We start from the raw sequence: 24,626 nt of genomic DNA, 5'->3' as shown, positions 1-24,626 counted from the left end.
CGGGCGTCAGCCAGACAGGCATTCATGCTGTGACCACAGCTCACAGGCTGGCGGCGCTCGCGCTGGGGGGTGTCTTTCGGGTCAGGCCGGATCGGCGAGCGGGATCACTCGACGGGCCAGGTATGTACCGGCGCGTTGAGGTGCATGTAGTCGATGTACTGCCGGGTCATCAGCCGCAGCGCTTCATGGTGCCCGACATGGGTGGTGTCGTAGATGCGGTGGAACATCTCCTTCTGCCACACCGCGCCGTTGCGACCGGAGACACACCGCTGTTCGATGATCCCCAGCAGCGGCTCCCGCCAGGCCGCGTCCATGCCCGAGTGCTCCAGTCCCTGGTGCGCCAGCGGCAGCAGACGTCTCAGGACCAGTTCGGAGGCGGGCACCTCGCCCATGCCGGGCCAGTACAGCCGCGCGTCGATCCCGTCCTGCGCCGCGGTGTGCAGGTTGTCCGCCGCGGCCGAGAACGACATCCGTGACCAGACCGGCCGTTCCTCGTCGACCAGCGCGCGCGTCAGCCCGTAGTAGAAGGCACCGTTCGCGAGGACGTCGGCGACCGTCGGGCCGGCCGGGAGCACCCGGTTCTCGATCCGCAGATGCGGTTTCTCGTGAGCAACGGCGTAGATCGGGCGGTTCCAGCGGTAGATCGTGCCGTTGTGCAGCGTGAGCTCGGCCAGTTCAGGGGTGTCGCCGCCGTCCAGGGTCTGCTTCGGGTCCTGCTCGTCGCACAGGGGCAGCAGCGCGGGGAAGTAGCGCACGTTCTCCTCGAAGAGATCGAAGACGCTGGTGATCCACCGTTCTCCGAACCACACCCGGGGCCGCACCCCCTGCACCTTGATCTCTTCCGACCGGGTGTCGGTGGCCTGTTCGAAGAGCGGGATACGTGTCTCGTGCCAGAGCTCCTTGCCGAACAGGAACGGCGAGTTCGCGGCCAGGGCCACCTGGACCCCGGCGATCGCCTGCGCCGCGTTCCAGTAGGCGGCGAACTCGCCCGGCGAGACCTGCAGGTGGAACTGGGTACTGGTGCAGGCCGCCTCGGGCGTGATGGTGTCCGCGTACGTCCGCAGCCGGTCCTCTCCGTCCAGGGCGATCCGCAGATCCTCGCCGCGGGCCGCGAACACCTGCTCGTTCAGCAGCCGGTACCGCGGATTCTCGGACAGCGCCGCCTCACCCACATCCTCCTGCCGCAAAGTCGGCAGGATTCCCACCATGATCAGATGCGCGGCCACCGCCGCGGCCCGCTCATCCGCGTGATTGAGCGCGTCCCTGATCTCCTTCTCCCACGCATCGGGACCGCCGGCCGTCAGGCGCCGCGGCGGAACATTGATCTCCAGGTTGAACCGGCCCAGCTCACTCGACCAGGCGGGGTCCGCGATCGCTTCGAGCACCTCGGTGCTGCGCATCGTCGGCTCGCCCCGCTCGTCCACCAGGTTCAGCTCGATCTCCAGCCCGACCTGGGGCCGCTCGAACTCGAACCGTGACTCACGCAGCATCTGCGCGAACGCGTCGAGGCATTCCTGCATCTTGATCCGGTACTGGCGGCGGTCGTCACGTGTGAAGACCCGCGCCGGGACATCTCGGCCCATCGGCCCTCCCGAGTCCCCTCGGCAGACACCTCTCTCCAAGCGTCCCACTACCCGGCCGACCGGACCAGTGAAGGCGCCTCCTCCACGCTCCCTCGCCCGTCCCCCGACGTCCACCGCACGCACAGTGTGATCACAAAGAGTGCCGCTCATCGCGCCCCCATTGCGGTGACCGTAGGTAGCGGGGCGCAAAGGCCGTACGGGCCGATCGGGTGTTTTGCCGACCGGACCGGTGCCTTCCGAGCCCTTCCGGGTACAGCGGCGCACATGACCGGAATCGAGCTCACAAGCGCGGCGTTCGGCGACCACGCGACGATCCCCCGCCGGTACAGCGGGGAAGGGGACGATGTCTCGCCTCCCCTGACCTGGTCCGGGGTGCCGGACGGGACACAGGAGCTGGTGCTGCTCTGCGAGGACCCCGACGCGCCGAGTGGGACATTCCTGCACTGGCTGGTCACCGGCATCGCCCCGGAGAGTTCCGGTGTGGCGGAGGGGGTGGGGCCTCCCGGCGGCCGCGAGTGGCCCAACGGCTTCGGGCGGGTGGGCTGGGGCGGGCCGATGCCTCCACCGGGTCACGGGGCGCACCGCTACGTCTTCCGGCTGTTCGCCGTGTCCGAGCCGCTGCCCCTCCATGGCCGCGTGTCGTCCGACTCCGTGCACCGGGCCCTGGAGGGGCGGACGTTGGACGACGGCACGCTAGTGGGCACGTATCAGCGCTGACGCATCCACGACGACGCGCGGCCGCCTCCTGCTTCAGACGTGCTCCACTGTCCCGGCCTTGGCAATGGGCATGTCGACGAGCGAGCCGAGCGTCACGGACGTCCTCACGGGAGCGGGCGTCGAGGATGGCCGTGTTCGGGTCGCCCAGATGCAGCGCCGCCCCGATCTCATCGGCGGGCGTCTTTTTCGTCCACCGGGCGCCCGGCGTCCGGACGGCGGTCGGAACGTGACGTTTCATGCCGTGCGGACGCCGGGAGCAACTGCCGGCGAAAGTGCTGTCAGGAATCGAGAACGAGCAGCTGGGCGTGGTCCTGGTCCCAGCCGACGCACACCTCCGCCTCGACTTCGGCGGCGGAGCGCGAGCTCGGGGACATCTCCCGCAGCAACAGCTCCTGCTCCCCCACCCGCAGGCGGTGGCGGATGGTGGCGCCGAGGTTGGTGGAGGACACCACATTGCCCTTCACGCTGTTCTGAGACCGTTCGGCGGGAATGAACGCCAGATGCTCCGGGCGGATGGACACCGCGTACCGGTCGCCGGTGGCCCCGCGGTCCCGTACCCGGCAGGTCCCGAGCGGGCCGAGGTCGACGACGGCCGTGTCGCCGGAGCGTTCCACGATGGTGCACGGCAGGAGGTTGGTGTCGCCGAGGAAGTTGGCCACCCAGTCGGTCGCGGGATGCGCGTACACGTCCTCGGGAGCGCCCTGCTGCACGATCCTGCCGTCGCGCATCACAACGATTCGGTCCGACATGGACATGGCTTCGTCCTGGTCGTGGGTGACGAACAGTACGGAGATCCCGAGCGACCGCTGGATGGTCTTGATCTCCTCCTGCATCTGCTCGCGCAGCCGCTTGTCCAGCGCCGCCATCGGCTCGTCCAGGAGCAGCGCCGACGGGTTGAAGACCAGGGCGCGGGCCAGCGCGACCCGCTGCTGCTGTCCTCCGGACAGCTGACGCGGGCGGCGGTCGCCCAGCTTGGCCAGACCGACCCGTTCGAGGGCCTCCTCGGCCCGCCGGCGCCGCCCCGCCGGCTTGACCTTGCGCATGCGCAGGGCGAACTCGACGTTCTCCCGGGCGCTCATATGCGGGAACAGGGCGTAACTCTGGAACACCACACCGAGGTTGCGGTCCTTCGGCGGCAGCTTGTCGACCGGTTCGCCGTTGATCAGCACCGTGCCGGAGGTGAGTTCCTCGAAGCCGGCGACCATCATCATGGTGGTGGTCTTGCCGGAACCGCTGGGGCCGAGCAGGGTGACGAACTCGCCGGGCTGCACGGTCAGATCGAGATCGTCGACCGCGGCGACATCGCCGTAGGTCTTGCGCACGCTGCGCAGTTCGATGGAACCCTGTTGCTGTTTGCCCACCACCGGCGAGGCAGCGGTCGGGAGCATGGCGGAGGTTGTCATGGAGCTCACCCTGTCTGGTCGGCGGCCACCGTCGTCAACGGCAGCATCCGGGCGATGGAACGGCGGCGGAGCATGAAGAGGACCTGCACGAGCAGTCCGAGCGTGGCGACGGTGACCAACATGGCCGAGGAGACAGCGATCTTCGGCGTCAGGTTGTACTGGATGTCGGTGAACATCTTCACCGGCAGCGTCGTCGCGCTCGGCGACTGCAGGAACAGGGCGATCACCGTCTCGTCGATGGAGACGGAAAAGGCGAACAGTGCGCCTGCGATGAGACCGGGCCGGATGACCGGGAGGTAGACGAACCGTGCCACGGACGGTGTGCCGGCTCCCAGACTCTGCGCGGAGCGCACCAGGGCCGGATTCAGTCCGGAGAGGCTGGCGCGGACCGTGAGGAACGCGTACGGGGTGGCGATCACGGCGTGGGCGAGGCCGATCGGAACAATCGTGCCGACCAGTCCTACGGAGTTGAAGAACTGGTAGAAACCCAGCGCCAGCACCACGGCGGGGACGATCATCGGGGCGAGGATCACCCCGGTCACCGCTGACTGGCCGCGGAACGAGCGTCCGTGCAGGGCCACTGCCGCACTGCCGCCCAGCAGCACCGCGAGCGTCACGGCGATGGCCGCGGCCTGCAGACTCGCCGCGACCGCCGACATCCAGGCCGTGTCGCCGAAGAACCCGGTGACCGCGTCGGTGGAGAGTTGATCCGGCGGGAAGGTGATGTACCGGCTGTGGTTGAACGCCATCGGCACCACGATCGCGGTGGGCACGACGAGGAACACAAAGACCGGTACGGCGGCGAGCAGCGCCGGGGAGAACCGGGAACTAGCCGACTTCATGGGCACCTCCCGCACGCAGGACCCGCTGGTAGACCGCGACGAGCACGCTCACGATGGCGGTCAGCACGAGCGCGAGCGCGGATGCGCCGGCGAAGTCCGTCAACTCCATGGCGTAGAAGTCGATCTGATTGGCAATCATCTGGTCTCCCGGTCCACCGAGCACGACCGGTGTGATGAAGAAGCCGGTGCTGATGATGAACACCAGCAGCCCCGCGGCCGAAACGCCCGGCACGGTGAGCGGAAGGATGACCCGGCGGAAGACCGACAGCTCACCCGCGCCCAGCGAACGCGCGGCCAGCTCCAGCCGGTTGTCGATCGCGGCCAGCGCGGCGAAGATCGGGAACACGGCGTAGGGCAGGAGGTAGTGCACCATCCCCACCACGACCGCGAACCGGTTGTGCAGCAGCGTCAGCGGGTGGTCGGTGAGCCCCAGTCCCTGCAGGGCGGCGTTCACCAGACCGTTGTCCTGCAGGAGGACCGCCCAGGCGAAGTTCTTCACCAGGACTCCGGTCCAGAAGGGCAGCAGTACCAGGGCGAACAGAACGACCCGCGTGAGCGCGCCACTGCGCCAGATCGCCCAGGCCAGCAGATAGCCGATCACGACGGTCGCGAGCGTGGAGACGGCGCTGATCTCAAAGGTGTTGATCAACGACCTGATGACCAGCGGGTCTTCGAGCACCCGCTGGTAGGCACTGTTGTGCAGGCTGGAGGACACGAGCGTCCCCAGCGGGGTCAGAAACAGGACGGCGTCGAAAGCGGCGATCGGCGCGAGGAGCAGCAACCACGCCCCGCGGACGCGAAAGACGCGTCCGCGGGAGGTGGCGCGGGCCTGCACAGGCGCCGCGGCGGCGAGAGGCATTGTCAGCTGCCCGCCTGCCACAGCTTGAACTTCTGCTCCGTCGCCTTGAGGTGCTCCGCCCACCACGCGTCGTCGCGCACCAGAAGGCTGTCCGCCAGCTTCGGGCTGGTGGGAAGAGTGTCGGCGACAGCGGCGGGCAGCTTCGCGAGCGCGGGGGTGTTGGCCAGCGTCAGGTTCGTCGTCTGGTCGAAGTCGGCCCCGGCGTCGGCGTCGTTGCTCATGAAGTTCATCAGCCGGAACGCCGCCTCCTTGTTCCTCGCGCCCTTGGGAACGACGAAGTAGTCGCCCGCGAGGACAGCGTTGGAGGAGGAGAAGTTCAGCCGGGCTCCGTCCTTGCGGGCGGCGCTGATCCGGTTGTTGAAGCTGGTCGACAGCGTGACCTCGCCCGAAGTCAACTGCTGGACCGGCTCCTGGTTGGCCGTGTGGTAGATCAGCTTCTCGCGTCCGGGGTGCTGCGCAAGGTAACTGAGCGCCGCGTCCACATCCAGCGGATAGATCTTGTCGAACGGGACTCCCGCGGCCAGCCGCGCCGCCTCCAGCACGGAGCTGTCCGAGAGCTGTCCGTACACCGAGCGCTTGGTGGGGTATCTGCCCTGGTCGAAGAACTGGGTCCAGTTCTTCGGTGCCTGCGCGTCCGGGATGTGCTTCTGGTCCCAGGCCATCACAAACAGGAAGCTCAGGTACTTGATGCCGTACTCCGCCTTCGCGTAGGAAGGCAGCCCCTTGTCGCTGATGATGTCGTAGTCGAACTTCTCGAGCAGCCCTTCCTTGACGGCCTGGACGTACTCCGGAGCCGTCAGCTCCACCAGGTCCCACTGCACGTCGCCGGACTGCACCTGCGTCTTGAGCGCCGCCAGGCTGGTGTTGGCGAGCAGCGTCGAGCGGATGCCCGTCTTCTTCTCGAACGGCTTCAGGATGGTCTTCGTCAACTGGTCGTTGTAGGAGCCGCCGTACGAGGTGACCGTCACGGTCTTGTTCGGCGGCGCGGTGTTGGCGGACTTGGTGCTGCAGGAGGTGAGCAGGCTTCCCGCGAACGGGACCGCCAGCGCAGCACCTGCTCCCGTCCTCAGTATCGACCGCCGGGTGATGGGTGTCCTTGGCTGCGTCATTTCGGCACGGCCTCTCTGGGAATTTCCACGCATGCGGAAATCGGGCGATGACAATTTCAGGCTGAGCAAAGGGGGGATCTACGCCGTCATTGGCGGAGTGGGGAGAGTGGCCGCACTGCTGGGCCGTCGACGAATCGCCGAGGCTTTGCGGGTTCCGCTTATGCCTTGGCGCGTCGCGAACCTTCAGATCTCGAACGATCCATGATTCGTCGCGATGGCTGCGTCACACCGCCGACCGCGTGCCGCAAACCATAGGGTTCGGTCCTCTGCCCGTCAACGATTGTTTTCCGGAAATGCCTGTGCTGGTCACAGGCCGCCCCCAGCGTCCTGTCCCTGACACGGAGTTGGCCCTGGCGGCCGCCCGGCGGTATCGCCGATGCCGGCCAGGGATCATGCGCGGTGCCGAGCGGCCGCGGACGCAGAGCCGGACACGCCACCGGAGAGGGAGGCCATGGCACCGGAGAGGGCAGCCAGGGCAGAACGGGCGCCCCTTTCAGGCAGTTCGCACGGATTCAGGGTCGTTTCAGAATGTGCAGGACATCCACTGAGTGGCCGGCCAGTGGATGGAACGTACACTTCCAGCCCGCTGGGCTCCCGGCCTAGGTTTCGTACCGCGAGACGGCAGTCGACCGTTCGCGGCCCCGGGTGACCCCCGCACAGGCCGTACGGCACCGCCCCCGCACGCTCCCCCGCACCAGCCTGGGTTCGGACGTCACACGGACCCGTTTCCCCGTTATTGCGCCCCTGGAATCAAAGGATTCGACGTGGCCGACCGCGCACTACAGCGCCGCTTCCTTCATTCGCGTCAAGGAATTGCGTTAACCCTGACAATCCTGGAATCGGCGCGTCACTGCGCGACAGTCTCCTGATGTCTGCCGGCACTCGCGCATTCGGCGTCGGCGAGCGGCCGGGATTCTCCCCGTACGGCCGGGCGGCGAGCCTGCACCACGCGAAAGCGGCCGGTGATGAACGAAGGGTCGGCGAGGGCGCTGTGCGCGCCCGGGGACACCTCCGTACCGCAGAAATCGCCATAGACCGCCGACTGGTCCATGAAGACGCTCGCGGCGAGGTTTTCCGACAGATGCACCCCGGCGTCCAATGCTGCGATCTCGACGGCCCCCAGCACCAGCGGGTCCGTCGAGTGGACCGTGGCGTACTGGCCGCCGTGTCTGCGCGCGGTGCGGCGGAAGATGTCCAGGCTGTGCGAGGTCGATTCGGTGGCGATCACGAAGGAGACGGGCCCGGCCCATTCACGGGAGTACACCTGCTCGTCGTGTGACTCCAGTCGGACGATCAGCGGAGTGCGGATGTCCGCTGCCGGATGGTCGGGGTGTGCGACCGGCGCTGAGGCATGCACCACCATCCCGCATCCGGCCGCGTGTGCCAGCGAGGTGCGGATGCGGTCGCTGCCGATCGCGCCGAGAATCCCCGCCGCACGTCGCGGTTCCGTGAGGAGCCGCTTGACGGCACGGCTCAGGTCGACGCTGAACCGCCCTATGGACTTGTGACCTTCGTCGGTGCGGATCCCGGCGGAGGGCACCAGGATGTTCTGCGGGGCGGTACAACTCTGGCCGCTGCAGAGCGAAAGCGAGAGCGCGAGCTCTCGCAGCATCCTGCGGTAGCCGTCGGTGGAGTCCACCAGCACCGTGCCGGCTCCCGTCGATGTGGCGAACACGGTGGCCTGACGGGCGTTGCGCCGCAGCCAGTCGCCGAAGCGGACCGAGCCGGTGAAGTCGATGACGCGGACCTCGGGATCGGTCGCGAGCCGGGACGCCAGTTGCTCGCCGGGCTTCTCCGCCGCCAGCGTCACCACGTTGGGATCGTGCCCTGCCTTCTTCAGCACGTCCCGCGCCACTTGTACGGTCAGGGCGAGCGGCAGCACGGCGCGCGGATGGGGCTTGACGATCACCGGGTTCCCGGTCACCAGGCTTGCGAAGAGGCCCGGATAGCCGTTCCAGGTAGGGAAGTCCGGACAGCCGATGAGCAGGGAAACACCGCGCGGTACGACAGTGCGGGTGCCGTCCATGTCCGGTGGGACGTCCATCCGCAGGGGGCCGCCCCTCTCGGCGAGCCGCGGCCCGTACCCGGCGCCCGAGGTCCGCAACGACGCTGCCAGCGCGTGGGCCACGGCCTCCAGTCCCCGGTCCTGCGCATGCGGACCGCCCGCCCGGTGAGCCGTGGCGTAGGCCTGCCCGGTGGTGTGGTGCAGCGCGTGCGCGATCTCATGGCTGCGGTCATGGAGCCGGCAGAGCATTTCCACCGCGAGCTCCGCCCGGCGCCGCGGTCCCGCCGCACGCCAGCCGGCCGTGGCCCGCACCGCCGCCCGCACCAACTCACCGGGTTCGGAACGGAGATAGCGCACACCCAGGCCGATGCCGTACGGAGACGACTCGGTCCCCACCCGTTCCCGGGCACCGGGCTGCCCCAGGCCGAAGTCCTGCCCGAGCATCGACCGGAACACCGCTCCCGCGCTGTGCGCCGCGCCTCTGCGACGGTCGACAGCTCCGGCCGGCCCCTCGGTGAACGGTGTGAAACCCGCGCCGTTCACCGCAGCCTGTACCGCCTGCTCCAGCAGGCTGCGCTCTTCGAAGGAGCCGGTACGCATCAGACATCAGCCTTTCCGGTGATCCGCATGCCCCGCAGCCGCGCGGGACGATCGGTCGCGCCAGCGCATGTACTCCTGTTCCGCGTCGCCCGTGTACGACCACGGCGCCCGGGTGGCTCGCCCCTTGAGCAGGTCGAAGACCGTCGCGGCCTCGACGAGAAGTCCGGCCTGCGCCAGACCGTGGGCAAGATGGTTCAGATCGGCGACGTCCTGCGCGGCCTCGTGGGGAGAGCGGACCGCTATCCAACGCTCCATGGTTTCCACCAGGTCCCAGCGCTCCCCCGCCCAGTAACCGACCAACGTGTGGGGCCGGGTCCCCTCCGTCTCGGTGCGATGACGGAACTCCTCCGCGCGAGCGACCTGCGGCATGACCAGCAACGGGGAGCCGGCCGGAGCGTAGACCGCGCAGTCACGGGCGAAGGTGTACGCCTGGCCGTGCGAGCCGTGCCAGCGCGCCGACATGTAGCGCAGAGCCTGGTGGTGCGCCTCCCGGTGGTAAGGATCCCGGGCCAGGAGTTCCGGCCACCACCGGTTCATGGAGTGGGTACCGCTTTCGTACAGCCTGCCCAGCGTGATCAGCGACACCCAGGGATGAGGGTCGTCGGGGAAGGCCTCGGAGGCGTTCAGACAGATGTGGGCCGTGCGGTCCAGACTCCCGGGGCTCGGCATGGTTCCCGTGCGGGCGGCTGCGAAGTGCCGCATCACCTCGGTGTCCGCGCGGAGCACGAGGGCGTCCGCGCTGCTCGGCTGGGCGGTCTGCCAGGCCTCCACGATCCGTTTGTCCGCGGCGGTGTGGGCAAGCAGCCGGATACGGTGGCTGCGCCGGTCCCAGTCCTTGTGGGGGCCGGTGGCCAGCAGGTCGTGTGCGCCTTCCCAGCGGCCCATGACCATGTCCTCGCACGCGTCGGACAACGCCTTGTCGCCGAAGGTCTGGTCGTAGTGAAGTGCCGCGGAGCGTCGTCGGGTCCAGGCCGGGGCCATGGCGGGCGTCCTTTGATCAGAAGGCGGAACTGGAAGTCAGAAGTCCGTGAGGAGTTCGTCGCGGCTCCTGGCGAGGTTGACGAGGTGTGTCTCGTCCGAATCCGCGCCCCCGAAGGAGTCGTCCATGGCACGCGCCCGGTCGGCGTCGAGACGCCCGGGCTCGAAGTACGGCCGCTGCCGAAGCCACGCGGCGAGCATCGGCAAAAGCCCCAGGGCGAGCGTGCCGAACCCGATGGTCAGCGCCGACGAGCTCAGCGAGGCCACCGACTCGATCATGATCCACAGCATGAACAGCGCGCCGGCCAACGGCCAGAGGCCCATGAAGAGGAAGTTGGACACGGAGGTGCGCAGCAGTTTGCGGTGGACGACGACGGCGCCCAGCCCGGCGAGGCTGTAGTAGAAGGTGACCTGCAGACCCACGCCACTGACCGCGTCCGACAGCAGCGACTCGCCCGGCTCCAGCCGAGCGGCCTCGACGATGGCGAGCGTGCCGGCGGCGACCGCGATGACGGCTGTGGCCACCCACGGCGTATGCCGCTTGGCGTGAATACGGCCGAACGCGGGGAGGAAGGTGCGGTCCCGGCCCATGGCGAAGAGGGTGCGGCTGGCCTGGATGAGAGCGGTCTCCAGCATGGCGACCGTGGACAGCAGCAGCGCGAGCACGAGCAGCGTGCCGCCCACACCCGGCCAGACCTGCTGACCGAGCGCGATCAGAATGCCGTCCGGGGTGCTCGACACGGCGGCCGGCGTCATGAGGACATTGACCGCGACGGCGACCAGGGCGAAGAGCAGGAACGCCAGCACCACACCGATGACTCCGCCGAAGCCCGAACCACGCGAGCCGCGTCGGGTCTCCTCACCCAGATTGCTGGTCACGTCCCAGCCCCAGAACGCGAACGTGGCGATCAGCGCGCCCGTGACAAAGGAGTCCTGCCCCTCGAAATGACTGAAGCCGAACCAGGACAGGGAGAACTCCGTCCCGCTCCCGTCGGAGAGCAGCGCGGCCACCGCAAAACCGATCAGCAGCACCAGCTGCACGGCAGTGATGACGGTCAGCACGCGGGCCCCGATGCGGGCTCCGTACGCCACTACCCCGGCCATCAGCAGGAACCAGCCCGAACCCACGACCGCGGCCAGGACGGGATCACCGACCAGGCTCGGCGCGACGAGTGACAACGTCGCATTGCCGGCGGGCACGGTGCTGGACGCCATGAAGACGGTGCAGGCGACCACCAGCGACCAGCCGCACAGGAACCCGAGGAAGGGGTGCAGCGATCGGGCCACCCAGCTGTACGCGGCTCCCGCGTTGGGGTCCACACGGCCGAGTTGGCGGTAGGCGAGCGCGATGCCGATCACCGGTATCGCGCAGTAGAGCAGAGCGGCGGGGCTCGCCACACCGACGGCGGCGATCAGCGCGGGAATCGTTCCGGCAACCGTGTACGCCGGACCGCATCCCGCGACGGCCATGACCACCGTGTCGTACGTGCTGAGGGCGTCCGCCCGCAGGCCCCCTCCGGTGCCGGATTTCATGCTCAACGAACGTGCCTTTCGGAGAGGAGGCGCAACGGCAGGGGCGTACCTCAGCCGGCTGTGTGACGAGGCGGAGTCCTGGGCCGTTCTCACGTGGGACAGCGGCCCGCCCGGGGGCTGACGAACAGCTCAGGGTGTGTGGTTTTTCGGCGACCCACGGGCGAGATGACAGCCAAATATGCGGCCGATCAGCACGGACCCGACAGATCCTGCCGAAATGAATGTCGATTTGCAAGCGTTCGAGCAGGGGAATATCCACATTCACGCCGGCCCCTCGGGCCGAGCCGAGGCGGACTACCTGGGCGCGCGGACGAGGCGGCCATCCTGCGCCTGGTGCTCGTGGACGAGGCGTAGCGCCATGGCGCCCGCGGCGGAGGCCACTCGCTTGACGCAGCCGCTCCTGACGTCGCCTGCCGCGAAGACACCCGGGCAGCGTGGTTTCCCAGCATCAGCGGTCATGCCGGCGGCCAGGCGGGAGCTGGTCCGGTACGACCTGGATCCCGAAGGGGAACCTGGACCGACGGCGGCCGACGAAGTCTGATGCGGCCCGCGCGGGTCGGGCGCCGGGCGATCAGCCCGGCCAGGTCCACTCGGCGACCTCCGGCAGATCGGTGCCGTGCTCCCGGATCCAGGCGTGGTGGCGGGTGCGCACGTCGGCCATTTCCTGCCGCAGCGCCACAGCGCGCACCCCCAGACCGGGGACGCGGTCGATGACGTCCATGACGAGTCGGTACCGGTCGAGATCGTTGCGTACGACCATGTCGAACGGCGTGGTGGTGGTGCCCATTTCCTTGTAGCCGCGCACATGGAGGTGCGGGTGGCCGGTCCGGCGGTAGGCCAGGCGGTGGATCAGCCAGGGGTAGCCGTGGTAGGCGAAGATCACCGGCTTGTCGCGGGTGAACAGCGCGTCGTACTCGAAGTCCGGCATGCCGTGCGGGTGTTCTTCCTTGGGCATGAGCCGGGCCATGTCGACGACATTGACGACCCGCACGGCAAGCTGCGGCAGGTGAGCGCGGAGCAGGCCTGCCGCGGCGAGAATTTCCTGGGTGGGGACATCTCCGGCGCAGGCCAGCACCACGTCGGGTTCCCGGCCGCCGTTCTCGGTGCCGGCCCATTCCCACACTCCCGCGCCGCGGGCGCAGTGGGTTCGGGCCTCCTCCAGGGTGAGCCAGTCGAAAGTGGGCTGCTTCCCGGCGACGATCACATTGACGTAGTCATGGCTGCGCAACGCGTGGTCCGCCACCGACAGCAGGGTGTTCGCGTCCGGCGGCAGATAGACCCGCACCACCTCGGGGCTCTTGTTCAGGACGTGGTCGACGAAGCCCGGGTCCTGATGCGAGAAGCCGTTGTGGTCCTGTCGCCACACATGCGAGGTGAGCAGGTAGTTGAGGGAGGCCACCGGCGCACGCCACGACAGGGACCGCGAGGTCTTGAGCCACTTGATGTGCTGGTTGACCATCGAGTCGACGATATGAACGAACGCCTCGTAGCAGGAGAACAGCCCGTGCCGGCCGGTCAGGAGATAGCCCTCGAGCCAGCCCTGGCACAGATGCTCCGAGAGGATCTCCATCACCCGGCCGTCATGCTCGAGATGCTCGTCGGTGGCCAGAGTCTGCGCCTGCCACGCCTTGCCTGTGACGTCGAAGAGCGCCTGGAGCCGGTTGGAGGCGGTCTCGTCCGGGCCGACGACGCGGAAGTCCCTGCGCTCGGCGGAGTCCGCCATGAGCTGCGCGAGGAGACCGCCGAGGACACGGGTGGGCTCATGCAGGGTCGCCCCCGGCTTGTCGACGGGAACGGCGAAGTGTTCCAGCGGCGGCATGGGCAGGTCGCGGACGAGCAGCCCGCCGTTGGCGTGCGGCGTGGCGCCGAGCCGGCGCTCCCCCTCGGGAACGCAGGCCAGCACTTCGGGCCGGGGCCGGCCTGCTTCGTCGAAGAGCTCCTCCGGACGGTACGAACGCAGCCACGCCTGCAGTTGGGCGAGGTGAGCGGGGTTCTCCCGGACGCCGGCGAGGGGGACTTGGTGGGCGCGCCACGTGCCTTCGACGGGGACGCCGTCGACCTCGGCGGGCCCGGTCCAGCCCTTCGGTGTACGCAGCACGATCATCGGCCAGCGTGAGCGGGCGGTCCTGCCCTTGCTGCGGGCGTCGTGCTGGATGTCCGAGACACGGTCCAGGGCCTCGTCCATCGCCGCCGCCATCGCTTTGTGTACCGCCTCCGGTTCGGCGCCGGTGACATGCAGCGGTTCATGGCCGTATCCGCGCAGCAGTTCGTCGAGTTCGGCCTCGGGCAGCCGGGCGAGGACCGTCGGGTTGGCGATCTTGTAGCCGTTGAGGTGCAGGATCGGCAGCACGGCGCCGTCGTGCACCGGGTCGAGGAACTTGTTGGAGTGCCAGGACGCGGCCAGCGGCCCGGTCTCGGCCTCGCCGTCACCGATCACGCAGGCCACGAGCAGCTCCGGGTTGTCGAGCGCGGCGCCGTAGGCGTGCGCGAGCGAGTAGCCGAGCTCACCGCCCTCATGGATCGAACCCGGTGTCTCCGGTGCGACATGGCTGGGCACTCCGCCGGGGAAGGAGAACTGCCTGAACAGTCGCTCCATGCCGGCCTCGTCCCGGCTCACGTTCGGATACGTCTGCGAGTAGCTGCCCTCCAGCCAGCAGTTGGCGAGCACAGCGGGACCGCCGTGGCCCGGACCCCAGATGCACACGGCGGACAGGTCGCGGGCCTTGATGACCCGGTTGAGATGGGTGTGGACCAGGTTGAGACCGGGTGAGGTGCCCCAGTGGCCGAGGAGCCGCGGCTTGATGTGCTCCGGACGCAACTCCTCGGTCAGCAGCGGATTGCCCATCAGATAGATCTGGCCGACCGCGAGATAGTTCGCGGCCCGCCAGTGCGCGTCGAGCGCCTTCAGTTCCTCGGCGCGCAGTGCGGTGCGGTGCTGACGCTTGACCTTGGACACGATTTCCTCCATAACGTCGTTGCATGGCACTCAAGAAGGGACCGAAGCAGCCCGCGAAGCTGCCGCGTGCGCTGTACGAGCGTGAGCTGCTCCGGCTGCAGACGGAGCTGGTGAAACTCCAGGAGTGGGTGCGCGCCGAAGCCGCCCGGCTGGTCATCGTCTTCGAGGGGCGCGACGCGGCCGGCAAGGGCAGCACGATCAAGCGGGTCACGGAGCATCTCAATCCTCGGGTGGCGAGCATCGTCGCGCTCCCCAAGCCCACCGAACGCGAGCGCACCCAGTGGTACTTCCAGCGCTACACCGCACACCTTCCCGCCGCCGGGGAAATAGTCCTGTTCGACCGGAGCTGGTACAACCGGGCCGGCGTCGAGCACGTCATGGGGTTCTGCACCAAGGAGGAACACCAGCGCTTCCTTCACCAGTGCCCCATCTTCGAGCGGATGCTGGTGGAGGACGGGATTCTGCTGCGCAAGTACTGGTTCTCGGTGAGTGACGCCGTACAGGAGGAGCGGTTCAGGCGGCGGCTGGAAGATCCCACCCGGCGCTGGAAGCTCTCGCCGATGGACCTGGAGTCGATCACCCATTGGGAGGCGTACTCCCGGGCGAAGGACGAGATGTTCGTCCATACGGACATCGCGGAGGCACCCTGGAATGTCGTCGAGAGCGACGACAAGCGCCGGGCACGGCTCAATATGATCGCCCACCTGCTGTCGACCGTGCCATACCGCGATGTGCCACCACCGCAACTCGAGCTCCCGCCGCGGCCGCCCGCCACGGGCTATCAACGGCCGCCGCGCGATCTGCAGTCCTACGTGCCCGACCACGCGGCGGGGCTGCTGGACTGACACCAGGTGTTCCCGTACCTCGGCGGGGTGATCCTCGCCGAGCACCTGGCAGCAGCCTGTCCGGAACTCGCGCCGGGGCCTGATTGCCGCCAACCTGAAAGGAGGCCCTCGCCTGCGCGGTCCTGTGTACGAAGGAGCTGACAGTCATGACTACGACTCCTGCGGCGTACGACCCGGTAAGAGTGGAAGCAGCGCTGGACTCACCGCTGTCGCGCTGGCTGTGGCTGGTCAAATGGCTGCTCCTGATCCCCCACTACATTGTGCTGTTCTTCCTGTGGATCGCCTTCCTGCTGGTCAGCGTGGTCGCGTTCTTCGCCATTCTGATCACCGAGCGTTACCCTCGGCCGCTGTTCGACTTCAACGTCGGGGTGCTGCGCTGGACCTGGCGGGTCTCCTACTACGGGTACAGCGCACTCGCCACCGACCGCTACCCGCCGTTCAGTCTCGGGGCGGAGCCCGGCTATCCGGCACGGCTGGACATCGTCTACCCGGAGCGACTGTCGCGCGGCCTTGTCCTGGTGAAGTGGTGGCTGCTCGCCATCCCGCACTACATCGTGATCGGCTTCTTCGTCGGCGGATACCGGGCCGGCTGGTGGGACGGTGGGCTGGTCTCCGTGCTGGCCATCATCGCCGCCGTCATCCTTGCCTTCACCGAGAAGTATCCGAAGGACCTGTTCGACCTCGTCATCGGACTCAACCGCTGGGTTCTGCGGGTTGCTGCCTACGCGAGCCTGATGACCGACGCCTATCCGCCCTTCAGGCTGGACATGGGCGGTTCCGAGCCGGCTGCCCCGCCTCTGCCGCGGTATTGAACGTGGCGCCCTGAAGCCCATGCGCCGCTGAATCCGGCCGTCAGGGGTGAACAGCGAGAGCGGGCGACACCGCGCCTGGCAGGCCGTGCGCCGCGGGGCTGGGCCGATTGACCCCTTTCGGGCACCAACCGGCCTGTACGGCGGCCTGCTTCCGGCGGAGGCTGGACCTGGAAGAGACACCGCTGCGCGACGGAGCGTCGTGGATCACCGAGGGATGTGTTGCGCATGTCGGAGAATGAGCTGGGTGGCTCGCCCAACCAGCAGTACAGCACGGCAGGGGGCGACATCGGCCGTCGGGTTGCACAGCGCCGTGAGGAGCTTGGGCTCACCCGTGAGGACGTCGCCCGGCGCGCAGGATCGGCACCCGGCTACCTCCAGTACGTGGAGGAACGGGCCGGCGCACCGGGCATCGGCTTCCTGCTGCGCCTGGCCGACGCGCTGGAAACCACGGTGGGCGAGCTGACCGGGGGCGGCATGGATCTGCCGCCGGGCATCGGCAAGGCGAGTTACCACTCGGAACTGGTGGAAATGACCGCCGAGGAGTGCCGTGAGCGGCTGTTGACGCATGGCGTGGGCAGGGTGGCGGTGTCCACTTCTGACGGACCCGCCATTGTTCCCGTCAACTACCTCGTCATGGACGACATCGTGGCGTACAGAACAGCCCCGGATGCCGTTCCGGCCGCGGCGGCAGGCACAGAGGTCGCCTTCGAGGTGGATCACATCGACGATGCGTTGAGCCAGGGCTGGAGCGTTCTCGTCGTCGGCCCCGCACGTACCGTCACCGACGCCGAAGCCGTGCGCCACTTGGAGGAACAGGCGGCCACCACCCCCTGGGCGGGAGGCAACCGCGGACTGTGGCTGACCATCACGCCCACCCGCCTCACGGGGCGCCGGATCCACGTCAGGCAGACCCATGTGCCTCCCTCCGAAGACCCCAGGACATGAACCTTCTGGTGGGATACGCCACCGCACACGGCTCCACCCGCGAGATCGCGGAGCGCCTGGGCGCGCGGCTCGGCGAGACCGGGCTGAAGGCCGACGTCAGGTCCCTGGCCGACGTCGAGGACGCGGACGCGTATGAGGCGTTCGTGCTCGGCAGCGCGGTCCACGGTCAGGCCTGGCTCGAACCGGCGCAGGACTTTCTGCGCCGCAACAGCGAACTGCTCCGCGTGCGTCCTGTGTGGATCTTCAGTGTGGGGATGCCGAGCGCGCTGCGCGGGCCGTGGAAAGGCATGGCGAACAAGGAAGAGTCCGTCATCACCGCGCATCTGCCGGGAAACATCCCCTACCAGGGGCACCGGCTTCTGTCGGGCGTCATCGCACGGGAGCACCTGCCTTTCACCGGGCGTGTGGGCTTCCGGTTGATGGGCGGCCGGTACGGCGACTTCCGTGACTGGCCGGCCATCGACACCTGGGCGGCGGAGATCGTGCGGGAGCTGACCTACGGATGACGGGCCGCCGTGTCGGCACCCTCGGCGGCCACGAGACGGTGTCACGCTTGTGACACCTCACACGTGAGATATCGGCCCGGTACCGGGCCTGGGAGGTTTCTGATGAGCGCCGACCCGACCACGGACACGGCTGCCGCTCCCCTGCTGCTCGACAGCGCGCTGCAGGACTTCCGGTTCAGCCGCCTGGAATGCCTGATGATCGACGCCACACCTTCCGCGGTGTACGAAGCGACGCGCCGGCTGGACCTTCTCACCATTCACTCGCCGCTGTTCGACATGGTCATGTGGGCACGCGGGGTGCCGGACAGGCTTCGTCGGCGCCCCCTGCCGGCCCCGCCGACCATGCGGGTGGCCGATCTGTTCGACGTCGACACGCACGACCAGAACCAGCCCTGGGTGGCGCTGGGCGAGACCCCGGGACGGGAACTCGCCTTCGGAGCCGTCGGCAAGGTGTGGAAGCCAGCCATCGAATGGCGCCGGATCGAGCCGGCGGCGTTCACCGGCTTCGAGGAGCCCGGCTGGGCCAAGATGGCGGCCGCTTTCACCGTCCATCCCTACGGCACGCGGCGATCCCTGCTGGTCTACGAAGCACGCACCGTGTGCACCGACCCGGAGTCCACGGCCCGCTTCGGCCGCTACTGGACACTCGTCTCGCCGGGCGTCGGCATCGTCCTGCGGGCAGCGCTGCGGTCGGTGAAGACGGCCGCGGAGCACCCGGACCGGCCGGGCCCGGTCCGGGTGCAAGGCACGGAAACGGAAAGGGATGAGACGTGAGGGGTGTCGTCATCGCGTAGGAGTGCCTCTCGTGAGTGGTCTGCCGATGGTTGGCGGTTCGCCGGCACCCCCCGATTGGCCCAATGGCCGCGGCCCTCTGCAACGACGAGATCGGGGCGTCGTCCAGGCGGCCGGCACCGAGGACCGCTGGCATCGTCGAAAGCTCTGCCGCGCCGGTGCGATCGAGTTCGAGTGGCGACCCAACAGTGGACGGCGGAGACTGAAGGCACGGTCCTGTGACCGGACAAGAGCCCACGACCTCGTGGTTTCCGGATTACTCGCACTGCCCATTGACGAGCGCGAGGACAGAGCGCCGACCGCAATCGCCGATGGTGGTCGAATTTTCCGCTAGGAGCGCGCGTGGAGGAAATATCCGTCGAAGTCTTGACGGCCGGGCCGGATGAATCTGCAATCGCCAAGCGCAGGGACACCGGCCAGAAGACCGGCGTCGAGACAGACTTCGCCGAGGTGCTGGCTGACGTCCTGAGCGTGGAGCAGGTGCCGGCCGACAGCCACTTCTTCGATGACCTCGGCGCCAACTCGTTGGTGATGGCGCATTTCTGCGCCCGGGTCAGGAAGCGGGCGGAGCTGCCCTCGGTGTCGATGAAGGACATCTACCGGCATCCAACGATCCGAAGCCTGGCTACGGCGCTCGCGGACACAGCGCCCACTCCTGTCGAGTCGTCGGCCCCGGCGTCGACCGAGGTGGTGACGCCGGCCGGCACCCTGCAGTACGTCCTCTGCGGAACGCTGCAGTTCCTGATTTTCCTCGGATATTGCTTTCTCACCGGACTTGTCACAGCCCGAGGCTACGAATGGGTCTCCACCGGCTCAGGCGTGGGCGACATCTACCTGCGGTCGCTCCTCTTCGGCGGCGCCGGCTTCGTCGGCCTGTGCATGTTCCCGATCGCGGCCAAATGGATCCTCATCGGTCGTTGGAAACCCAGCCAGTTCCCGGTCTGGGGTCTGACCTATCTGCGCTTCTGGACCGTCAAGGCGCTGGTCCACGCCAACCCGATGATCTTCTTCGTCGGCAATCCGCTGTACGTGCTGTACCTGCGTGCCCTCGGCGCGCGGATCGGCAAGGGCGTCACGATCCTCTCCCCCACCGTTCCGGTCTGCACCGACCTGCTCACGATCGGCGCCGGTACGGTGATCCGCAAAGACTCGTTCTTCCTCTGCTACCGGGCGCACGCCGGGCGTATCCAGACTGGCCGGGTCACCCTCGGCCAGGACGTGTTCATCGGCGAGAAGACCGTGCTCGACATCGACACGTCGATGGGCGACGGGGCGCAGCTCGGCCACACGTCCACGCTGCACAGCGGCCAGGTGGTCCCGGACGGCCAGCGGTGGCACGGATCCCCGGCACAGCGCACGGAACTTGACTACGTGAGAATCGCGCCGACTGATTGCGGCACGCTGCGCCGGGCCGGCTTCGGCCTCCTCACCGTGCTCCAGTTGCTCTTCCTGTACGTGCCGCTGACCGTCGGGGGCGCGTACATGCTGGTGACCGAGGTTCCGGCGGTGGGCAATCTGCTGGGTCCGGGCACGGTGGGGTTCACGTCGATCAGGCTCTACATCGACGCGCTGGTCCTTTCCGTGGTGCTGTTCTTCGGCTTCGTCGTCGTGGGCCTCGCCATGATGCTCACCGTTCCGCGCCTGCTGAATCTGGTGGTCGAGCCGGACAAGGTCTATCCGCTGTATGGACTCCATTACTCGGCCCACCGGGCGATCGCGCGCATGACCAACGTCAAGTTCTTCAAATGGCTCTTCGGCGACAGCTCGTACATCGTCCACTATTTGCGCGGCCTCGGATACGACTTGTCCCATGTTGAGCAGACCGGGTCGAACTTCGGCACGGAAGTGCAGCACGAGACGCCGTATCTGAGCTCTGTCGGCAGCGGAACGATGGTCGCCGACGGGCTCTCCATCGTCAATGCCGACTTCTCGAGCACGTCTTTCCGCGTGTCCCGAGCGTCGATCGGGCCACACAACTTCCTTGGGAACAACATCGCCTTTCCCTCGGGGGCCAGGACGGGCGACAACTGCCTCCTCGCGACGAAGGTGATGATTCCGCTCGACGGTGCGGTCCGCGAGGGGGTGGGCCTGCTCGGATCGCCCTGCTTCGAGATTCCCCGATCGGTGGAACGCGACAGCCGATTCGACCATCTCCGGACCGGGGAGGAAAAACGCCGCAACCTCGCGGCAAAGAACCGCTACAACATCCGCACGATGGGCTTCTTCCTGTTCGTGCGGTGGCTGCATGTCTTCGTGCTCACGGTGTTCGGCCTTGGGGCCGTCGATCTGTACGGCGTTTTCGGGCAGTTGGTGATCGCCGCGTCCCTGGCGCTCACCCTTGGGTTCACCGCTGTCTACTTCGTACTGGTGGAGCGTGGCATCGCGGCATTCCGAGCGCTGAGGCCGCAGTTGTGCTCCATCTACGACCCGTACTTCTGGTGGCACGAGCGCCTCTGGAAGGTGCCTGACGAGTACCTCAACGTCTTCAACGGCACCCCTTTCAAGAACGTGATCTGGCGAATGCTCGGCGTCCGGCTCGGCAGCAGGGTCTTCGACGACGGCTGCTATCTGACGGAGCGGACGCTCACCACCATCGGGAACGACTGCACGCTCAACGCGGGCAGCAAAATCCAGTGCCACTCGCAGGAGGACGGCACCTTCAAGTCCGACCGCAGCACGATCGGTGTCGGCTGCACCCTCGGTGTCGGCGCCCACGTCCACTACGGCGTGACGATGGGCGACGGCGCAGTGCTCGCCCCCGACTCCTTCCTCATGAAGGGCGAGGAAATCCCCCCGCACGCACGGTGGGGAGGGAACCCAGCCACGGAGACGCGAGATGCCCACTATCGGCCTGCAGCCGGTGAGTGAACGGGGAAGACGATGGGAGTGCACGTGGACGCCGACCGGGAATTCTGGCGCGGTGTGCTCGTCGCCGGTGGATTCACCGCTATCCCGCGGTGGACGCTCAATCCGGTGATGGGCGTCGCCGAGCACGAGGCGACGATCCCGGACGATGTCGTGGGAGCGTTGTGCCGGCTGGCGCAGGACCTGTCGGTGCCGCTCGACTCGGTGCTGCTGGCCGCGCACGCCAAGGTGCTCGCCGCGCTGTCCGGCGAGCCCGAAGTCGCGACCGGCTATGTCGCGGTGGCGGGCGGCCAACCGCTGCCCTGCCGGCTGACGACCGAACCCGACTCGTGGCGGACGCTGCTGCTGAACACCCATCAGGTCGCCTCGGAACTGCTGTCGCACAAGGACTTTCCGGTCGATGATCTCAGCCGTGAGCTGGGCCTGACCGAACCATCGCTCGAGACTGCGTTCGACCCGACCGGCGTCGGCGGCGACCTCGCCGAAGGCACCGCGCTGTGGGTGGGATTCTCGCAACTCGCAGGCCGACTCGTGCTGCGGCTGCGGTACCGGACCGACGTGCTCGACGCAGACCGCGCCGCCAAAATCGCCGGCTATCACCTCACCGCGCTCGCGCTGATCGCCGCCGATCCGGATGCCGAGCACGGGCGGCAGAGCCTGCTCTCCGCCGAGGAACTCCGCTTCCAGCTCGAAGGGCTCGCGGGACCGCGCCGGGAGCTGCCGGACTGCCGGTTCCACGAGCTGTTCGAGCAGCGGGTGAGGGCACACCCGGACGCCGTCGCAGCCGTGCACGGCGACCGGCAGTGGACTTACCGGGAGCTCAACGCCCGTGCCAACCGACTGGGACGAGCCCTGCTGGCGCGAGGCCTGCGCCGCGAAGGAGTCGTCGCGGTGGTGACCGAGCGCAACCTGGACTGGATGGCCGCCGTCCTCGCTGTCTTCAAGGCCGGTGGCGTATACCTGCCCATCGAGCCGCACTTCCCGGCCGAGCGCATTGCGACCACGCTCTCCCGGGCCGAGTGCGGGCTCGTGCTGACCGAACCCGGCAGCACCACCACGCTCGACCAGGCCCTCGACTCACTGTCCGGAGTCCAGACGCTCGTCGTCGACGCGGCCTACCAGGAAGACCATGCCGACGGTGATCTCGGCATCGGCGTCGCGCCGGACCAGCTCGCGTACATCTACTTCACCTCCGGCTCCACCGGTGAGCCCAAGGGTGCGATGTGCGAGCACGCGGGCATGCTCAACCACCTCTACGCCAAGATCGACGACTTGGAGATCAGCGAGGGGCAGGTGGTCGCCCAGACCGCACCCCAGTGCTTCGACATCTCGCTGTGGCAACTGGTGTCCGCGCTCCTGGTCGGCGGGCGGACCCTGCTGGTCGAGCAGGAGGCGGTCCTGGACGTCCAGCGGTTCGTCGACAAGATCGTTGCCGGCGGGGTCGCGGTGCTCCAGGTCGTGCCGTCGTACCTCGAAGTCGTCCTGACCTATCTGGAGCAGCGCCCCCGCGAGCTGCCGGACCTGCGGTGCGTGTCGGTCACCGGCGAGGCGCTGAAGAAGGAGCTCACGCAGCGCTGGTTCGCCGCCGAGCCCAAAGTCAAGCTGGTCAACGCCTACGGGCTGACCGAGACCTCGGACGACACCAACCACGAGGTCATGGACGAAGCGCCGGACCGGGACCGGGTCCCGCTCGGTACCCCCGTCAACAACGTGCACGTCTACGTCGTCGACGAGCACCTGTCACCGGTGCCGCTGGGCGCCCCCGGCGAGATCGTCTTCTCCGGGATCTGCGTGGGCCGCGGATACGTCAACGACCTCGAACGCACCCGGCTGGCCTTCATGGCCGACCCGCACCGCGAGGGCCACCGGCTCTACCGGAGCGGCGACCACGGCCGCTGGCAGCCCGAGGGCAAGCTGGAGTTCCTCGGCCGCCGGGACACCCAGGTCAAGATTCGCGGCTTCCGGATCGAGATCGGCGAGATCGAGAACACCCTGCTACGGGTGCCTGGTGTCCGCGACGGTGCGGTGGTGGTTGCAGAGCGTGCCGACCAGAGCAGGCATCTGGTGGCCTTCTACTCCGGCCCGCGGCCACTCGAGCCCAACGTACTGCCGGAGCTGCTGGGTGAGTCGCTGCCCGAGTACATGGTCCCGTCGGCCTTCCATTGGCGGGTACATCTGCCGCTGACCGCCAACAGCAAGATCGACAGGAAGACGCTGACGGTGCTCGCCGGGGAACTCGACACCGTCGAGGAGGACTACCTCGCGCCGCGTACACCGACCGAACAGCGACTGGCGGCCGCATGGGCGAAGGTGCTCGGCATCGCGCAGAACCAGATCGGACGGCGGGACCACTTCTTCGACCGGGGCGGCACGTCGCTGTCGGCAGTGAAGCTGGCGATCACCCTGGACCGTGCGGTGTCCCTCAAGGACGTCACCGGTCACCCGATCCTCGCCGATCTGGCCGGGCTGGTCGACGGCAGGTCCGAGCGGCGCTCCGGGCTACTGCAGTCACTGTCGGAATCGGACGGTGTGCGGGCCGGTGCTCTTGTGTGCTTCCCCTACGCCGGCGGCAACGCGGTGAACTTCCACCCGATGGCCGGGGCACTGACGGCCGGCGGCTTGGCGGTCCACGCCGTCGAGCTGCCCGGTCACGACGTGGCCGCCGACAGCGAGCCGTTCGCGCCGATCGCACAGGTGGTCGAACAGGTCATCGCCGAGATCGCCAGGCGTGGCCTGACCAGGGTCCTGCTGTGGGGCCATTCCTCGGGCACCGCGTTGGCCTTGGAGACGGCCAGGAAGCTGCAGCAGCGCGGGGTGGACGTCCAGCGGGTGTTCCTCGGCGCGCAGCTGCTCGGTGACGCCACCGGCCGCCGCGCCACCATCACCGAGCTGACCGGGCGGAGCAACGCCGAGATCGCCGCGGAGCTGAGCACTGACAGCGGCTACACCGAGCTCGGTGAGCTGGATGCGCGGCATGCCGAGCATGTCGGTGCCGCCTACCGGCACGACTGCGTGTCCGCACACCGCTATTTCGCCGACGCCCTGGACGCCCCGCCGACGGTGAAGCTGTCCGCGCCAGTCACCGTGGTCGTTGCCGCCGACGACCCGAACACGGCGGAGTTCCCCCGCCGGTACCGCGACTGGCAGCTCCTGGCCGAGCGCGTCGACCTGCACGAACTCGCCGACGGCGGCCACTACTTCCTGCGCACCCGTCCGACCGAGGCGGCACAGGCCGTGTTGCGCGCCGCCGAATTGTTGGCTTCTTCATGAGTCGCA

Annotated in this window: 17 protein-coding genes; 8 read left to right on the top strand and 9 right to left on the bottom strand. The window is 68.1% G+C overall.

Annotated features, from left to right (window positions below):
• Positions 1–104 precede the first annotated feature (104 nt).
• Entirely contained in the window at positions 105–1,583 is a 1,479-nt protein-coding gene (locus ACQEVG_RS14880) for a glutamate--cysteine ligase (RefSeq protein WP_432982724.1), read from the bottom strand.
• A gap of 264 nt (positions 1,584–1,847) precedes the next feature.
• Between ACQEVG_RS14880 and ACQEVG_RS14875 the strand changes: the two genes are divergently transcribed.
• Positions 1,848–2,300 carry a YbhB/YbcL family Raf kinase inhibitor-like protein gene (locus ACQEVG_RS14875; protein ID WP_432982721.1) on the top strand — a complete coding sequence of 151 codons (453 nt, stop codon included), beginning with the start codon at positions 1,848–1,850 and terminating at the stop codon, positions 2,298–2,300.
• A 278-nt stretch (positions 2,301–2,578) separates the two neighbouring features.
• On the opposite strand, the gene ACQEVG_RS14870 is transcribed toward ACQEVG_RS14875, so the two are convergent.
• From ACQEVG_RS14870 to ACQEVG_RS14835, 8 genes are all read right to left on the bottom strand, one after another.
• Positions 2,579–3,703 (bottom strand): ABC transporter ATP-binding protein, encoded by a 1,125-nt coding sequence (locus tag ACQEVG_RS14870; RefSeq protein WP_432982718.1) that lies wholly within the window; start codon positions 3,701–3,703, stop codon positions 2,579–2,581.
• A 5-nt stretch (positions 3,704–3,708) separates the two neighbouring features.
• The gene (locus ACQEVG_RS14865; protein WP_432982715.1) at positions 3,709–4,545 is read right to left on the bottom strand and encodes an ABC transporter permease; all 837 of its coding nucleotides are present in this window, start codon (positions 4,543–4,545) and stop codon (positions 3,709–3,711) included.
• The gene (locus tag ACQEVG_RS14860; protein ID WP_432982712.1) at positions 4,532–5,404 is read right to left on the bottom strand and encodes an ABC transporter permease; all 873 of its coding nucleotides are present in this window, start codon (positions 5,402–5,404) and stop codon (positions 4,532–4,534) included. Before ACQEVG_RS14860 ends, ACQEVG_RS14865 begins: the two co-directional genes overlap by 14 nt.
• A 2-nt stretch (positions 5,405–5,406) precedes the next feature.
• A complete protein-coding gene (locus tag ACQEVG_RS14855; protein ID WP_432982709.1) occupies positions 5,407–6,513 on the bottom strand; it encodes an extracellular solute-binding protein in 1,107 nt (368 codons plus the stop codon).
• 847 nt (positions 6,514–7,360) lie between these two features.
• The gene (gene paaN / locus ACQEVG_RS14850) at positions 7,361–9,118 is read right to left on the bottom strand and encodes a phenylacetic acid degradation protein PaaN (protein ID WP_432982706.1); all 1,758 of its coding nucleotides are present in this window, start codon (positions 9,116–9,118) and stop codon (positions 7,361–7,363) included.
• 6 nt (positions 9,119–9,124) lie between these two features.
• Positions 9,125–10,099 carry a hypothetical protein gene (locus ACQEVG_RS14845; protein WP_432982703.1) on the bottom strand — a complete coding sequence of 325 codons (975 nt, stop codon included), beginning with the start codon at positions 10,097–10,099 and terminating at the stop codon, positions 9,125–9,127.
• A 36-nt stretch (positions 10,100–10,135) separates the two neighbouring features.
• The gene (locus ACQEVG_RS14840) at positions 10,136–11,629 is read right to left on the bottom strand and encodes an APC family permease (RefSeq protein WP_432982700.1); all 1,494 of its coding nucleotides are present in this window, start codon (positions 11,627–11,629) and stop codon (positions 10,136–10,138) included.
• Between the two features lie 571 nt (positions 11,630–12,200).
• Positions 12,201–14,585 (bottom strand): phosphoketolase family protein, encoded by a 2,385-nt coding sequence (locus tag ACQEVG_RS14835; protein WP_432982697.1) that lies wholly within the window; start codon positions 14,583–14,585, stop codon positions 12,201–12,203.
• A gap of 23 nt (positions 14,586–14,608) precedes the next feature.
• Between ACQEVG_RS14835 and ppk2 the strand changes: the two genes are divergently transcribed.
• The 7 genes from ppk2 (at position 14,609) to ACQEVG_RS14800 (ending at position 24,620) form a co-directional block, all read left to right on the top strand.
• A complete protein-coding gene (gene ppk2 / locus ACQEVG_RS14830) occupies positions 14,609–15,430 on the top strand; it encodes a polyphosphate kinase 2 (RefSeq protein WP_432982694.1) in 822 nt (273 codons plus the stop codon).
• A 146-nt stretch (positions 15,431–15,576) separates the two neighbouring features.
• Positions 15,577–16,242 carry a DUF4389 domain-containing protein gene (locus ACQEVG_RS14825; RefSeq protein WP_432982691.1) on the top strand — a complete coding sequence of 222 codons (666 nt, stop codon included), beginning with the start codon at positions 15,577–15,579 and terminating at the stop codon, positions 16,240–16,242.
• A gap of 225 nt (positions 16,243–16,467) precedes the next feature.
• The gene (locus ACQEVG_RS14820; protein WP_432982688.1) at positions 16,468–17,187 is read left to right on the top strand and encodes a helix-turn-helix domain-containing protein; all 720 of its coding nucleotides are present in this window, start codon (positions 16,468–16,470) and stop codon (positions 17,185–17,187) included.
• Complete coding sequence (locus ACQEVG_RS14815) at positions 17,184–17,693, top strand: flavodoxin domain-containing protein (protein ID WP_432982685.1); 510 nt, start codon at positions 17,184–17,186, stop codon at positions 17,691–17,693. The genes ACQEVG_RS14820 and ACQEVG_RS14815 overlap by 4 nt, the downstream gene beginning before the upstream one ends.
• Positions 17,694–17,795: 102 nt before the next feature.
• Positions 17,796–18,467: a hypothetical protein gene (locus tag ACQEVG_RS14810; protein ID WP_432982682.1), complete on the top strand. Its 672-nt coding sequence runs from the start codon at positions 17,796–17,798 to the stop codon at positions 18,465–18,467.
• A 360-nt stretch (positions 18,468–18,827) separates the two neighbouring features.
• Positions 18,828–21,353 carry a Pls/PosA family non-ribosomal peptide synthetase gene (locus tag ACQEVG_RS14805; RefSeq protein ID WP_432982679.1) on the top strand — a complete coding sequence of 842 codons (2,526 nt, stop codon included), beginning with the start codon at positions 18,828–18,830 and terminating at the stop codon, positions 21,351–21,353.
• Positions 21,354–21,365: 12 nt separating this feature from the next.
• Positions 21,366–24,620 carry a non-ribosomal peptide synthetase gene (locus ACQEVG_RS14800; RefSeq protein ID WP_432982676.1) on the top strand — a complete coding sequence of 1,085 codons (3,255 nt, stop codon included), beginning with the start codon at positions 21,366–21,368 and terminating at the stop codon, positions 24,618–24,620.
• Positions 24,621–24,626: the final 6 nt, after the last annotated feature.

The organism is Streptomyces sp. CA-135486, from assembly GCF_050936555.1.
GTDB lineage: Bacteria > Actinomycetota > Actinomycetes > Streptomycetales > Streptomycetaceae > Streptomyces.
This window is presented reverse-complemented; position numbering and strand designations above follow the sequence as displayed.